16 protein-coding genes are annotated in these 14,736 nt (G+C 41.1%); 4 read left to right on the top strand and 12 right to left on the bottom strand.

Going from position 1 to position 14,736, the window contains the following annotated elements:
- Positions 1 to 37: 37 nt before the first annotated feature.
- Positions 38 to 640 carry a superoxide dismutase gene (locus tag IR135_RS03330; RefSeq protein WP_115884382.1) on the bottom strand — a complete coding sequence of 201 codons (603 nt, stop codon included), beginning with the start codon at positions 638 to 640 and terminating at the stop codon, positions 38 to 40.
- Between the two features lie 132 nt (positions 641 to 772).
- On the opposite strand from IR135_RS03330, the gene IR135_RS03325 reads away from it, so the two are divergent.
- The 3 genes from IR135_RS03325 to IR135_RS03315 all read left to right on the top strand — a co-directional run bounded on the left by IR135_RS03325 (position 773) and on the right by IR135_RS03315 (position 3,011).
- Positions 773 to 1,516, top strand: a complete 744-nt coding sequence (locus IR135_RS03325; protein WP_135096704.1) for a DUF1189 family protein — start codon at positions 773 to 775, stop codon at positions 1,514 to 1,516.
- Between the two features lie 75 nt (positions 1,517 to 1,591).
- Positions 1,592 to 2,719 carry a flavodoxin-dependent (E)-4-hydroxy-3-methylbut-2-enyl-diphosphate synthase gene (gene ispG, locus IR135_RS03320; protein ID WP_115884384.1) on the top strand — a complete coding sequence of 376 codons (1,128 nt, stop codon included), beginning with the start codon at positions 1,592 to 1,594 and terminating at the stop codon, positions 2,717 to 2,719.
- A gap of 115 nt (positions 2,720 to 2,834) precedes the next feature.
- Positions 2,835 to 3,011, top strand: a complete 177-nt coding sequence (locus IR135_RS03315) for a hypothetical protein (protein ID WP_167753351.1) — start codon at positions 2,835 to 2,837, stop codon at positions 3,009 to 3,011.
- Between the two features lie 168 nt (positions 3,012 to 3,179).
- Here the strand turns inward: IR135_RS03315 and IR135_RS03310 are convergent, their stop codons facing one another.
- The 5 genes from IR135_RS03310 to IR135_RS03290 form a co-directional block, all read right to left on the bottom strand.
- Complete coding sequence (locus IR135_RS03310; RefSeq protein ID WP_115884385.1) at positions 3,180 to 3,593, bottom strand: Fur family transcriptional regulator; 414 nt, start codon at positions 3,591 to 3,593, stop codon at positions 3,180 to 3,182.
- The gene (locus IR135_RS03305; RefSeq protein ID WP_135096702.1) at positions 3,574 to 4,419 is read right to left on the bottom strand and encodes a metal ABC transporter permease; all 846 of its coding nucleotides are present in this window, start codon (positions 4,417 to 4,419) and stop codon (positions 3,574 to 3,576) included. The genes IR135_RS03310 and IR135_RS03305 overlap by 20 nt, the downstream gene beginning before the upstream one ends.
- Entirely contained in the window at positions 4,416 to 5,198 is a 783-nt protein-coding gene (locus tag IR135_RS03300) for a metal ABC transporter ATP-binding protein (protein WP_135096700.1), read from the bottom strand. Before IR135_RS03300 ends, IR135_RS03305 begins: the two co-directional genes overlap by 4 nt.
- 112 nt (positions 5,199 to 5,310) lie before the next feature.
- Positions 5,311 to 6,216: a deoxyribonuclease IV gene (locus IR135_RS03295; RefSeq protein WP_135096698.1), complete on the bottom strand. Its 906-nt coding sequence runs from the start codon at positions 6,214 to 6,216 to the stop codon at positions 5,311 to 5,313.
- Positions 6,217 to 6,226: 10 nt separating this feature from the next.
- Positions 6,227 to 7,564: a DEAD/DEAH box helicase gene (locus IR135_RS03290; protein ID WP_135096696.1), complete on the bottom strand. Its 1,338-nt coding sequence runs from the start codon at positions 7,562 to 7,564 to the stop codon at positions 6,227 to 6,229.
- A 141-nt stretch (positions 7,565 to 7,705) separates the two neighbouring features.
- Between IR135_RS03290 and IR135_RS03285 the strand changes: the two genes are divergently transcribed.
- A complete protein-coding gene (locus IR135_RS03285; RefSeq protein WP_115884390.1) occupies positions 7,706 to 8,668 on the top strand; it encodes a 4-hydroxy-3-methylbut-2-enyl diphosphate reductase in 963 nt (320 codons plus the stop codon).
- Positions 8,669 to 8,722: 54 nt separating this feature from the next.
- Here the strand turns inward: IR135_RS03285 and IR135_RS03280 are convergent, their stop codons facing one another.
- From IR135_RS03280 to IR135_RS03255, 6 genes are all read right to left on the bottom strand, one after another.
- On the bottom strand, positions 8,723 to 9,802 hold the full coding sequence (locus IR135_RS03280) for a Nif3-like dinuclear metal center hexameric protein (protein ID WP_135096694.1): 1,080 nt from the start codon (positions 9,800 to 9,802) through the stop codon (positions 8,723 to 8,725).
- Positions 9,786 to 10,478, bottom strand: coding sequence for a tRNA (adenine(22)-N(1))-methyltransferase (locus IR135_RS03275; protein WP_135096692.1), 693 nt, complete (start codon positions 10,476 to 10,478; stop codon positions 9,786 to 9,788). Before IR135_RS03275 ends, IR135_RS03280 begins: the two co-directional genes overlap by 17 nt.
- A 59-nt stretch (positions 10,479 to 10,537) precedes the next feature.
- A complete protein-coding gene (locus IR135_RS03270) occupies positions 10,538 to 10,924 on the bottom strand; it encodes a c-type cytochrome (protein ID WP_135096689.1) in 387 nt (128 codons plus the stop codon).
- Between the two features lie 96 nt (positions 10,925 to 11,020).
- Complete coding sequence (gene rpoD, locus IR135_RS03265) at positions 11,021 to 12,127, bottom strand: RNA polymerase sigma factor RpoD (RefSeq protein ID WP_135096687.1); 1,107 nt, start codon at positions 12,125 to 12,127, stop codon at positions 11,021 to 11,023.
- A gap of 25 nt (positions 12,128 to 12,152) precedes the next feature.
- Positions 12,153 to 13,904, bottom strand: a complete 1,752-nt coding sequence (gene dnaG, locus IR135_RS03260) for a DNA primase (protein WP_135096685.1) — start codon at positions 13,902 to 13,904, stop codon at positions 12,153 to 12,155.
- Positions 13,905 to 13,908: 4 nt separating this feature from the next.
- Positions 13,909 to 14,733 carry a pyruvate, water dikinase regulatory protein gene (locus IR135_RS03255; protein WP_115884396.1) on the bottom strand — a complete coding sequence of 275 codons (825 nt, stop codon included), beginning with the start codon at positions 14,731 to 14,733 and terminating at the stop codon, positions 13,909 to 13,911.
- Positions 14,734 to 14,736 lie beyond the last annotated feature (3 nt).

The following is a 14,736-nucleotide window of genomic DNA, read 5'->3' as shown; positions in this document are numbered from 1 at the left end:
AAAAGACGGGGATACATCCCCGTCTTTCAATGCTGTATTATTTAGCAGCCTGATATAATTCGTTAACTTTGTCCCAGTTTACTACATTCCAAATCGCACTTAAATATTCAGGGCGTTTGTTTTGGTATTTAAGGTAGTAAGCATGCTCCCAAACGTCGACACCGAATACTGGAGTTTTACCTTCAGACACAGGGTTGTCCTGGTTTGGAGTACTTGTAATTTCTAATTTACCATTGTTAACTACAAGCCATGCCCAGCCTGAACCGAAACGGCCAGCTGCTGCTGCTTCAAATTCTTCTTTAAATTTGTCAACTGATCCGAAAGCAGATTCAATTGCTTCTTTTAATTCACCTGATAATTCTTTTTTCTCTGGAGAAAGCAGTTCCCAGAAGATTGAGTGGTTAAGGTGTCCCCCACCGTTGTTACGTACCGCAGTCTTGATGTTTTCTGGTACAGCGTCTAGGTTTTTAACAATTTCTTCGATCGATTTAGACTCGAGATCAGTACCTTTAACTGCGTCGTTTAATTTTGTTACATAAGTGTTATGGTGCTTAGTGTGGTGAATCTCCATCGTTTCTTTGTCGATATGAGGTTCTAAAGCATCATAAGCATATGGTAATTTTGGTAATTCAAAAGCCATAATTAAAAATCTCCCTTCAAAATTGTTTACATCCTAAATATAGCAATTTGATGTTAAAATAACAATTAGATTGCTTAAGGTTTTTTTAAATAAGACTAAGGTCTTATTATTACACGCATTAAGGATGAGAGAATGAAATATTTTAACTTTATTAAACGCCTGGTTACATTTAAAAAGTATCCTCTATTTCGTACTGTACCCTTCAGGTACCTGCTGTTAAACATGCTGCTCGTGTCGATTTTTATCTCTCTGCCGTTTATTACGTCGCTGCTTGCTACGGTAAATACTTTCGGGCATCTGTCGGAAATAGGCGATGAAATTCCCGAATTTCAAATTGAAGGCGGTGAATATCAGGGAGAAGAAAAGCAGCTCAGCTTAAATGAACATCAAATTCTGTTTACACCGGATATTACACGTGATGAAAGTGATACACTCGATGAAGCTGTACTGTTTGCCTTTCTCCGGGATGGTATATACATAAGCGAAATTCAAAACGGCACTTTCAGTTACAGTTTTATAGGTGATATTACAGATAATGAATCGCTGGAACAGTTTGTATCCAGTCAGATGTCGAGTTTATACTTCTATATATTTATCTACATTACTCTATATATTGTGGTCATTTATTTCTTTATCTTTACGCTGATGCTGTTTCTGTCGCTGCTGTTAAGTTTTATCGCAAACTTCGCTGGCAGAAAAACAGATTATATGAACTGGTTTAAAATCGGTTCCTATATAATGATGATTCTTGCTCTGCCAATCGGTCTTTTTGCTGTCTTTACGGAAAACTTCTACTGGATTATACTGATAATCGCTCTGATACCGTATATTTATTACTTTAAAAAGCTGCCGAAGCAAAAGAAAACGCATTCGTAATGCAAGATGGTTACATTTGTCTCGGTTTTTTATTATAATAAGATTATAAAATAGAAAGAATTTTAGATTAGGGGCTTGTATATGTCTGGAATTACACATCGTACACAAACTAGAAAAGTTAAAGTTGGCGATCTTACTATCGGCGGAGCCGATGAAATTATCATTCAAAGTATGACAACAACGAAAACACATGATGTTGAAGCTACTGTTGCTCAAATTAACGAGCTTGAAGAAGCAGGTTGTCAGATCGTTCGCGTTGCATGTCCAAAAGAAGAAGATGCGCTCGCTATCGCAGAGATTAAAAAGCGTATTAATATACCGCTTGTTGTCGATATTCATTTCGACTATAAACTGGCATTAATTGCAGTAGAAGGCGGCGCGGATAAAATCCGTATCAACCCGGGTAACATCGGACGCCGTGAAAAAGTGGAAGAAGTCGTAAAAGCCTGTAAGGCTAAAGGCATTCCAATCCGTATCGGTGTTAACGCAGGAAGTCTTGAACGCCATATTATAAAAAAATACGGCTACCCTACTGCGGACGGCATGGTTGAAAGTGCCTTGCACCATATTAAAATATTAGAAGACCTCGATTTTCATGATATTATCGTTTCCATGAAAGCATCAGACGTTAATCTTGCTGTAGAAGCTTACGAAAAAGCAGCTGAAGCATTCGATTATCCGCTCCACATCGGTATTACCGAAAGCGGAACGCTGTTTGCGGGAACTGTTAAGAGTGCTGCAGGTCTCGGTACTATTATTTCTAAAGGTATCGGAAACACAATGCGTATTTCCTTATCGGCAGATCCAGTTGAAGAGATTAAAGTATGTAAAGAGCTGCTGAAAACTTTCGGTCTCGCAAGTAACGCAGCAACATTGATTGCCTGCCCGACTTGCGGACGTATTGAAATTGATTTGATTTCAATCGCAAATGAAATGGAAGAATATATTTCACATGTAAAAGCACCGCTTAAAGTTGCTGTACTCGGCTGTGCGGTAAACGGTCCGGGTGAAGCGCGCGAAGCTGATATCGGTATAGCCGGTGCCCGCGGTGAAGGATTGCTCTTCATGCACGGTAAAACGGTACGTAAAGTACCGGAGGAAACTATGGTCGACGAACTGAAGAAAGAAATCGACATTATGGCTGAAGCTTACCACGAGAAAAAACGTCTTGAAAAAGAAGAAGCCGAAGCTGAAGTTAAATAATATTTTAAACCCGCTGCGATATGCAGCGGGATTTTTTGTCTTTGCTATTTTTGAGATATGAATATATAGTAAATATCGAATTTAATTTATTACAATAAAAGTCAGGTGCAGTTTTATGAAAAAAGTTTTGAACATAATATTTTTGACCGTTATCGGTCTGATACTAATGACGGTTCTCGGTTTCTGGTTTACAGATACAAGCATACGTCCATCGATTATCGTACTTTTGGTTGTTATACTTGCGGTTTCAGTACTTGTTAAGAATAGACTGAACCGGGAAACTGAAAAATGAGTGGGTCCAGTTTAGCATGCTCATCGGGCCACTGTGAAAGTGACAATGGCACAGTAGAAGATCCAGCGCGCCACTGTGACAATCACAATGGCACGATAGTCACTTAAAAAACAAAAAACCAGTCCGCAACTCCTCAAAAAGAGCTGCGGACTGGTTTTTTTATCTATCTTACCGGCATGCTTCACACAGACCGTATAGTTCTACTTTGTGGCTGTTGATTTTCACGCCGTTCAATTCTTTTTCCCAAGTTTCTACCGGACAGTAGTGAACGACTTTCGTTTCACCGCAGCGTTCGCATATAAAATGATGATGGTGGTGATCAGTACAGGAAATTTTATACTGCATTTCTCCGCCAAAAGTCGTCTGCTCAAGTACGTTGATATCTTTCAACGTATGAAGATTCCGGTATATCGTATCGTAACTGATTCCGGGATATTCCTTATTCATCATTTCCTGAATTTCCTTGGCAGATAAGTACCGTTCGTCTTCCATGAACAGTTCTATCATGCGCAGACGTTTTTTAGTTACTTTAAACTTAGCTTCTTTAAGCATTTCTTTGTAATCAACTAGTTCTTTGTGCATTCCTAACAACTCCTACACGATTTAATATCAGCGTACATAATAAGATAGCGATAGAGACAAGTACTATCGTCCCGCCGGGCGAGATATTCAAATGAAATCCAAGGAACAGCCCGGCTATTACCGAGATTTCCCCAAAAATTATGCTGACTATCATAAGCTGCTTGAAACTCGATGTGATTCTCATCGCACTTGCCACCGGCAGTGTCATCATGGCACTGACCAGCAGTATGCCGACAATCCGCATCGAAGCACTGATTACCAGGGCAACAAGTACGATAAATATAATGTGAATGTATTTGCTCAGCTTCATAACACCAGCGTATTCTTCATCAAACGAAATGAAAAACATTTCCTTGTAAAGAAAGAAGACAAACAAAACAACGATAGCACCGATAATTATAATTAAAATAAGATCATTAAAGCTGACGGCGCTTATACTTCCGAACAGGTAGCCAAATAAATCCTGGTTAAAGCCGTTGGCTAATGACAGGAATAAAACGCTTAGTGCAATACCGAGACTCATTATTATCGGAATTGCAATTTCCGAATAGTGTTTATACAGTCCGCGCAGCTTCTCGATGCCGAGCGCACCTATAACGGAAAACACGATACCGGAAATTACCGGATTAATGATAAAGTTAAAGACCGATGTTAAATAAACGCCAAAAGCGATGCCGCCGAGTGCCACATGACTGAGTGCATCTGCAATCAGCGACAGCCTTCTTACAACGATAAAAGTTCCGAGGAGCGGTGCAATCAGGCCGACAATCAGACCGCTTATAAATGAATATTTCATAAAATCATAATTTAATATTGCCTCTATCATTTACAGCACTCCCTCTGGTGATTGTGCGACACGAGCTGCAGCGGGAAACCGTAAATTTTGGACAGTTCTGCTTCACCGAGATTTTGAAATTCCTTATTCGTACCATGAAAGTGCAGATGCTCGTTCAAGCATGCGACTTTATCGGCATTGTCGACGACAACACCAATGTCATGAGTTACGAGCAGGATTGTTACCTCTTGTTCTTTTAATTTCAGAAGAACATTATAAAAATCTTTAACATGCTTGCTGTCGATTCCTTCCGTCGGTTCATCGAGAACTAAAATTGAAGGTTCGTTAATTAAAGCCCGTGCGATAAACACCCGCTGAGCCTGCCCTCCGGACAGGTTTGATACGTTCTGATGTTTAATATGTTCAATATCAAGCAGCTTTAAAGTTTTATCCAGCTGTTTATTATCTTTTTTATTGAATCTTTTAAACAATCCCTTTTCCTTTGTCAGTCCGCTCAGCACCACTTCTTCTACAGTAGCGGGAAATCCCTTCGCATGAGCTGCCGCTTTTTGGGAAACGTAGCCGATTTCCTGCCAGGCATTAAAAGATTTGCGGCTCTTGCCGTTAATCAGTATATTGCCCTGCTGAAGCTTATAAACACCGAGGATTAATTTCAGCAGCGTGGATTTTCCAGAACCGTTCGGGCCAACAATAGCCAAAAATTCTCCCTGGTTAATCGAAAAGGATATATGCTGGAGAGCCGGTGTCGCCTCCAATTTATCTTTATATTCATATGTTACGTCTTTAATTTCAAATACAGGCACAGTCATTAACAAGACTCCTTTTATTTATCTCCTGATTTATTTTACAGTAATCGTTACGATTTGTAAATAGGAATGATTACGAAAAGGAGCACCTGCAAGAGGTGCTCCTTGAATTATACTATTCTAATTCCGATACTGCCGGATTAATTTTTACTAATAAACCCGGATCGAATTCCCCTGATTTGATCATATCTATTTCGTGTTTATACGGTGCGACACGATTTTTCTTATCCGGACCGACAAATGGAGTTTCTAATATTTTTGGCACGTCAGTGAACTCCGGATGATTAATAATATAAGTCAGTGCATCAAATCCGATATGACCGAAACCGAAGTTTTCATGTCTGTCTTTATGAGCACCGGCAGGATTTTTAGAGTCATTCATATGAAGAATTTTAATGCGGTCAATGCCGACAATTTTATCAAACTCATTTAAAACACCGTCAAAATCGTTTTTAATATCATAGCCTGCATCGTGAACGTGACAAGTATCAAATGTTACACTTAAGCGTTCATTATTTATCACGCCGTCCATAATATGTGCGATTTCTTCAAATGTACGGCCGATTTCGGAACCTTTGCCAGCCATTGTTTCAAGGGCAATCTGCACATCGTTGTCATTCGACAGAACTTCGTTAAGTCCTTTAACAATTTGCCTGATTCCCGCTTCACTCCCGGCACCGACATGGGCACCTGGATGAAGTACAATCTGTTTTGCACCGAGTGCTTCAGTACGGACGATTTCTTCCTGTAAAAATTCAACGCCTAAATTAAAGACATGATCTTTTTCAGTATTTGCGATATTAATAATGTAAGGAGCGTGCACGACGAAATTTTCAATGCCGAGTTCCGCCATGGCTTTCTGCCCGTTTTCGATATTCAGATCTTCAATTTTTTTACGGCGTGTATTTTGCGGTGCACCGGTATAAATCATAAATGTAGATGCACCATAACCTGCTGCAGTAGTTACCGACTCTTCCAGCATTTTCTTACCGCTCATCGAAACATGTGATCCCAATAGCATTTACATCAACCTACTTATTATCTTTTTTATTTCTCTTCTTCTCGTTGCGTGATTTTGCTTTTGCATAGCGTCTTCTTTCCTGGCGCTCAAGTTCTTCTTTCTGGAACTTAATTTTCTTTTTATAGCCCGGTTTTACTTTTTTAGGGCTGCGTACTTTGTAATTTTGTGTTTTATTCGTCTTACTGCGTGTATTTCTCGCTGCGCGCTGCGTGCGGTCTTTAATTTCTTTCAATTCACCACCGCGGATATCTTCATGATTGAAAACATATCCTTTACCTTCAAGTGCATCAATTTCGTTTTGTTCACTCGGTTCGTAAAGTGTAATTGCAACACCGCTGTACTGTCCTCTGCCGACACGGCCTACTCTGTGTGTAAAGAATTCTATCTGCTTTGGAATATCGTAATTAATGACATGGGACGCACCGTCAAAATCAAGTCCTCTTGCTGCAAGGTCGCTTGCAACAACCCAGTGATAATCAAGATTCTCGATTTTTTTAATTTCCTGCGTCCGTTCACGCGGTTTTAAACCGCCATGGAATAATCCCACATTAATGCCGGCTTCTTTTAAGTAAGCAAATAATTCATCGGCACGTTCCCTTGAATTGGCAAAAATTAAACCGATATACGGCGTAATATTTTTAGTCAGTTCAAGTGTTTTCTCTAATCTGCTCGATCCTTTGACAGGCACGAGACTGTAATGGATAGATGCTTTATTAAGCGGCGTATCAATTACGATAATTTCCGTTTCGCCAATATATTTTTCCATAAAATGTTTTAACGGGTCAGGGATAGTGGCAGAAAATACCAGGAACTGGCTTGAAGTCGAAATACGGTTAGAAATATAGTCGACATCTCCCATAAAACCGAGATCGACCATTAAATCGGCTTCATCGATAACGACAGATTTCGCTGCATGAATATCAAGCGCCTGATTATCGATTAAATCCTTGATTCTTGTCGGCGTACCGATTACAAGCTGCGGATTTTGACGTGCACGCTCTTCATCGCGTTTCATTTCCGTGCCGCCGATAAATGCCCGTGCACTTATATCTTCATATGATTCGAGAACTTTTTTAGCCATATTCTCAAGCTGCTTGGCAAGTTCTCTCGTCGGCGCCAGGATTATAACCTGCGGTGTTTTCTCTTCCGCGTCGATATTGTAAATTAGCGGCAGTAAAAAAGCATGGCTTTTCCCGCTGCCTGTGGCTGACTGTGCAACGACATTGCTGCCTTTTAATATACGGGGGATTACGCGTTCCTGCACCATCGTCGGATGTGTAAATCCTACTCGCTCTATTGCACTGAGCATTTGTTTGTTAAATTCAAATCTTTTAAATGCATTTGACATATATGTCACCTGTCCCTTTCAAACTCCTTATCAATTATAACTAAAAATGCATATTTACGCTATAATAATCGTTCAGTCATTTGGATGATTTGAATATCAGCAAAAAGTAAGTATAATCAGATGTAAGGAGGAGTTCAACTTATGGATATTATTAAAATCTCACCGCGCGGTTACTGTTACGGCGTTGTTGACGCAATGGTGATTGCGCGCAATGCTTCGCTTGACCAGTCGCTGCCGCGTCCTATATATATTTTAGGTATGATTGTACACAATAAGCATGTGACGGATGCATTTGAAGAAGAAGGCATTATCACACTAGACGGACCGAACCGTCTTGAAATCCTCGAACAGATCGAAAGCGGTACTGTTATCTTTACAGCACACGGCGTTTCGCCGCAGGTGAAAGCACGTGCTAAAGAGAAAGGACTCGTATGCATCGATGCGACTTGTCCTGATGTAGAGTTTACACACGATTTGATTCGAGAGAAAACTGCGGATGATTACGATGTTATATATATCGGTAAAAAAGATCATCCTGAACCGGAAGGCGCTGTCGGTGTCGCACCGGATCACGTTCACTTAATCGAAACTCCAGAAGATGTTGCGGCCCTGCCGGACTATCTTTCAGACAAGAAATTAATCGTGACGAATCAGACGACGATGAGCCAGTGGGATGTCAGCCATCTTATGGACGATCTTAAAGTCAGATATCCGCACATTGAGGTGCACAAGGAAATCTGTCTTGCAACACAGGTCAGACAGGAAGCTGTTGCCGAGCAGGCCGGAGAAGCTGATTTACTCATCGTAGTTGGAGATCCGAAGAGTAATAACTCCAACCGTCTTGCTCAGGTTTCTAAAGAAATTGCGCACACTAACGCCTACCGCATCAGTTCATTAAATGAACTTAAAAACGAATGGCTGGAAGGTGTGGAGAAAGTTGCAATTACAGCAGGCGCCTCTACTCCGACACCGATTGTAAAAGAAGTCATCGACTATATTAAAAATTATAATATTGAAGCTCAGGCTGCACCGCAATCAGCAGTGCCGATGACTAAGATTTTACCAAAAATCAAAAAACCAACACCTGTTAAAGTGATGGAATAAAAGATAAAAAGCTGCGGAATCTGAATATCCAGATTCCGCAGCTTTTTTCATCATTTATTCAAATGGGTTTGTTGATACTTTTGAAGCCTGTACCGGCACATCAATCTGCTCATCGATCAGCGCAGCAAGATATTTAGTCATTAAAACTTCAATATAATGGCCGGCATCGATAATATTCTGTCCGCGGTCTTTTGCATCATAAGCTTCATGATACTTAACGTCGCCGGTGATCAGCACATCTGCCCCGCTGTGAAATACAGCCTCGCTGTAACTCATCCCTGCTCCGCCGATGACAGCGACGGTATTGATAATCCCGTCGTCTGCTTTCACGATATTAACCGGCTTAAGACCGGTTTTGTTTTCTATCAGCTTGACGAGAGCTTCAAGCGTATCTCCGTACTTAAATTTAACGCCGAGTCCGGTATCGGCCTTTCTGTCGAGACTGTATATATCATACGCAGGTTCTTCATACGGATGATATTTTTTGACTGCATCAATAACAGCTCCCTGTTCCCTGCCGTCAAAAATGCATTCTATAACATACTCATCCACATGTTCCAGTTTCCCTGCTTCCCCGATGGTTGGATTGGCTCGGTCTTCAGGTCTGAACTGGCCGTGAACCCTATATTCATAACTGACTTCCGTATAATCGCCCATATCACCCACCGGTGCATTTTTTAAGAGATTTTCTTTGAATTCTTCTTTATTTTCCGTGTTGATATTCACCCTGAGTTTTTTAAAGTTACCTTTTTGAGGCAGAAGAATTTCTGTTTCAGGATAACCGAGTTCCGACGCTATCATATGACTGACGCCATTTTTCTGATGGTCGAGGTTTGTGTGCATCGCAATCAGATTAATATCATTTTTAATTAATTTACGGATAACAGCACCCGGTCCTTCGTTCACCACTTTTGAAATCTCTGGGAAAATTAAAGGATGGTGGCTGATAATAACATTGGCATTCTGCATAACAGCTTCATCCACAGTACCGGCGCTGCAGTCGAGCGCAGTAATAATACCTGTAACGGTATCGTCCTCGTTACCTACCAGCAACCCAGTATTATCCCAGTCTTCACTATCTGAAAATGGGGCAATTTCATCCAGCTTTTTTAAAAGATCACTTATCTTTAACATTCTCCAGCACCTCATCGACATATTTAAGATTAGATTCAAGTCTCACAACTTTATCTATATTCTTTTCCCTATCGTTGATACCATTTAATATTTTTTCTATATGACTCTTTTCACGTTCCAGCTGTGCGATAAACACCGGTTCCCGTTTTTCAATATTTACAGGACCAAAACGCAATTCCGCTTCACCGTATTCAACAGTTTCTTCGGCATAATCAAAGACAATAATATCGTAAAAATGAGGACCGTCTTTTAATTGCAGCTCGTCTGTAATTTTATAATTATGTTCAGCCATTATTTTTCGAATCGGGTATGGATAAGTATTTGCCTGCACAATAAAGCGGGGTGTACCCTGGACGAACTTCATCCCTGTTTCAATTATACTCGCTATTAACGGCCCGCCCATGCCGCAAATTGTAATGGTATCTGCATCATCCATGCTGCGGAGTACAGATAAACCATCTCCAAGGCGTATTTTTATTACATCGGATAATTGATTCTGCTGGACATTTTTAACAGAAGAATCATAAGGTCCTCTCGCGATTTCTCCGCATATGGCTGTCTTAATAATCTTTTCGTTTACAGCATATATCGGTAAGTATGCATGATCCGATCCGATATCAACAAGTGAATCTCCAACGATATAATCCGATACTGTCTTAAGTCTTCGATTTAACATATACTCACTCCTGTATTAAAAAAAAGACCCCCAGCATTGAGAGTCTTTTTTATAAAAAATTATTGTTCAGAGAAAAACTGGTATAAAGCTGTAAGTTCTTCATCTGCAATCTGATCAGCTGAGAATGCAGGCATAGAACCTTGACCTTCACGTACAGTTGTCGTGAAGTCTTCCTCAGCAAGACTAGTTCCAGCTAATGCAGGTCCCATTCCGCCGCTGAAGTCCTGACCGTGACATGAAGCACAGTTATCACGAGCGATACCTTCTGCATCCACGTCACCGCTTGAAGCTTCATCTCCGCCTGATTCCTCAGAACCTTCAGATCCTTCTTCTGTTGCAACGTCTTCCTCGCCATCATCAGTTGAACCTAATCCAGAAAGTAAGAATACAAGTCCGATTCCTAAGAAAATAATCAGTAAGAATGGAACTATAGGATTTTTATTCATAATGTTACCCCCTCATCTGTTATTCATGTTATCTCATATATAATTGTATCTCAAATTGTGTCAAAGTCAAAACAATTTTGAGAAAATTTTACACTGTTAATCCATAAAGTCTTTTAATTTCTTGCTTCTCGATGGATGTCTCAGTTTACGAAGGGCTTTCGCTTCAATCTGTCTGATGCGTTCGCGGGTAACACCGAATACTTTCCCTACTTCTTCCAGTGTGCGTGTACGGCCGTCGTCGAGACCAAAACGGAGACGGAGAACATTTTCTTCACGATCCGTTAAAGTATCGAGCACATCTTCAAGCTGTTCTTTTAACAGCTCATAAGCTGCGTGATCCGACGGACTCTGTGCTTCCTGGTCTTCGATAAAGTCCCCGAGGTGGCTGTCATCTTCTTCACCGATAGGTGTTTCAAGTGATACAGGCTCCTGGGCAATTTTAAGAATTTCACGTACTTTTTCAGCAGGCAGATCCATTTCCTCGCCGATTTCTTCCGGAATCGGTTCGCGGCCTAAGTCCTGCAGCAGCTGACGCTGTATGCGAATCAGTTTGTTAATCGTTTCGACCATGTGCACAGGAATACGGATTGTTCTCGCCTGGTCGGCAATAGCGCGTGTAATCGCCTGACGAATCCACCATGTTGCGTAAGTCGAGAATTTAAAACCTTTAGTAAAGTCGAATTTTTCTACCGCTTTAATCAGACCCATATTACCTTCCTGAATTAAATCGAGGAAGAGCATACCGCGCCCGACATAACGTTTTGCAATACTTACAACAAGACGGAGGTTCGCTTCTGCCAGACGGCTTCTTGCGATGTCATCGCCCTGTTCGATGCGTTTAGCCAGTTCGACCTCTTCAGCAGCTGTCAGTAAATCAACGCGCCCAATCTCTTTAAGATACATACGGACAGGGTCGTTAATTTTAACACCCGGCGGTGCACTCATATCTGAGAGGTCGAGTTTTTCATCTGTATCAGCCGAATCTTTTTCATTAATCATCTGAATTTCATTTTCGTTCAATTCTTCGAAAAATTCGTCCATCGTATCAGAATCCAATTCAAAGTTCGCTAATTTATCGGCAACTTCCTCATGGGACAGCTGGCCATCTTTTTTACCTTTTTCAAGCAGGTATGCCTTTGCCTGTTCGACAGTTGTGAAATCAATTTCTTTAGTGTCAGCTGTAATTGCTTTTTTCTTCGCCATACTGTGCCTCCTAGTTATCAAAAAACTACATTTTGTAAATCCGGTTAAGCTCAATCAGTTCCTGAGTCAGCTTAATTTGCAGTTCTATATCGTTTTCCCGTTCCGCAATTTCAAGCCTGCGGTTTAATTCCTGCTTTTCGTTTTCACTATTTCTTATACCACTTAAATCTTCCAGATAATCATTTATTTCACTATGTGAGACATCTTCATGAATCGACATGCCGTCGAGTTCTATCAGTGTGTCCGTCAGTGCAGGATCAAGATAATTAAGGGCAAGAGAAAGATCGAAAACTGTATGCACCTCAAAATAAGCACAAAGTCCTCTTATTATATCATAATAAGGCCCGTAAGTTAAGACATTCTCATCGAGTGTTTCCCTGTATTCCAGCAGGAATTCGCGGTTTGTCATCATAATTCTCGTGACGTAACGCTCTTTTTTCTGGCGCAGCGATAATTGCTGTTCTACAGGTCCGGGTACGGCGTAATCGGACTTTTGCCGGACTGGTGCCGGAATTTGTCCGGACAGCGCATGCTTATCCACTCCGAAAATAGAGCTGATTGCTGCAACCAGCCGTTCTGCTGTTAAAGAATCTGTGATATATTTCATATCATTTGCCAGAAGAGTTAAATTCTGCGTAAATTTCATATCGTTTTCTTTCGCTTCATGGCGCAGAACTTCTGCTTTAAAATGCAGATAATGCTGCTGCTCATCTGCGATAAACTGCTCAAACTTTTCTTTTCCGTACGTTTCTATATATTCATCAGGGTCCATTTTCTTAGGAATTTTCTGTACGTAAACATTCATCCCCCGCTTGAGAAGCGTGTCGCCGACTTTCAGAGTGGCGTTCTGTCCCGCAGAATCGCCGTCAAACATAATTGTGACATTCGAGGAGAGCCGTTCCAGCAGATTTAAATTTTCCTGGCTGAGCTCCGTTCCCATAGTCGCAACAATGTGCTGCACTTTAGTCATTTTAACTTTCAGAACATCGAGATGGCCTTCCATTAAAATGATATTATCGAGCTTCCTGATATGTTTTCTTGCATCATTTAAGTTAAAGAACAGTTCCCTTTTTTTAAATATTTCAGTTTCAGGCGTATTTAAATATTTTGGCTCACTGCCGTCGATGCTTCTCGCTGTGTAGCCGACACGGTGACCCTGATGGTTCTTTATCGGAATCATAATCCGGCCGACAAAACGGTCGTAATACGAAAAGCTTTCCTCGTTTCTCGACAGCAGGCCTGCCTGATATGCCGTTTCTTCGTTATAGCCCTGTTCAAGCAGGGCATTTTTTGCAAAGTATGACATATTCGGCGCAAACCCTATTTTTTCAGAGCGGATAAGTTCCGTGCTGAAGCCGCGGTCGAGCAAATACTGCAGCGGTTTTTCACCTTCGCTCGTGTTCATAAGCAGGTGATGGTAAAGATCTGTCATATAGTCATGCATACGGATCAGCGTCATGTCGCTTTCTTTTACGCTGCTCGTTTCCGTATCTATTTTTATATTCAGCGGTTCTCCGAGTTTTGCAGCCGCTTCAGCGAATGACATATTCTCAATTTCCATCAGAAACTGGAATACGTTCCCTCCTTTTTTACAGCCGAAACAATGTGCAATCTGCTTGTCCGGACTGACGGAAAAGGACGGTGTTTTTTCATCGTGGAACGGACAGAGACCAACATAGTTGCGCCCTCGCCGTTCAAGTTTAATATAACTTGCAACTAACTCGGTAATGTCGGTCTCATCTTTTATTTTCGCTATGGTTTCCTCGGGTATTCTCAAATTATCACCCTCTAATATTACTCTCGCTGTCCACATATTTCATAATGGCATTCGCAGTTTCCTCGATTGCCTTATCCGAAACATCTATAACCGGACAGCCTATTTTGCCAATAATTTCATCGAAATAAACCAGTTCATCTTCAATGCGTGTGCTGTTTGCATACATCGCAGTATCTTTTAAGCCGAGCTGGCTTAAGCGCTCTTTGCGGATTTTATATAAAGTTTCCGGATTAATTCTGAGTGCCACACATTTCTTTGGATCGACATCGAACAATTCAGCCGGCGGCTTTACTTCCGGTACCAGCGGCACATTCATTACTTTGTATTTTTTCAATGCTAAAAATTGCGACAGCGGTGTTTTTGATGTTCTCGAAACACCAAGCAGAACGATATCCGCCTTGTCAAGACCGCTTGTGTCTTTGCCGTCATCGTATTTTACAGCAAATTCTATCGCTTCGATTTTTTTGAAATAATCTTCGTCGAGGCGGTGCACTCTGCCGGGCTCATTGTACGGCTCGAGTCCTGTAGCCTTCGCTATTTCATCCATCAGCGGGCCCATCACATCGATATAGGAAATATTTTCTTTATCGAGTTCCGCGGCCATATATTTTCTTAAGTCAGGTGTAATTAAAGTATAGACGACTAAAGCATTTTTGCTTTTTGCTAAATCTATTACATCGTCGACGTCGTCCGGGCTGTCTACGTACGGATAACGGTCGATAACATTATCGGGCGCGTCGATTTTAAATTGTGACAGGGATGCTTTCGTAACGAGTTCGCCTGTTTCTCCGACCGAGTCTGATGCAACAATTATTTTAAAATTCGACATTGA

This window comes from Jeotgalicoccus nanhaiensis (genome assembly GCF_015235105.1).
Taxonomy (GTDB): Bacteria; Bacillota; Bacilli; order Staphylococcales; family Salinicoccaceae; genus Jeotgalicoccus; species Jeotgalicoccus nanhaiensis.
Note: the sequence above shows the minus strand (reverse complement) of the source record. Positions and strands in the feature narration are given on the sequence as shown.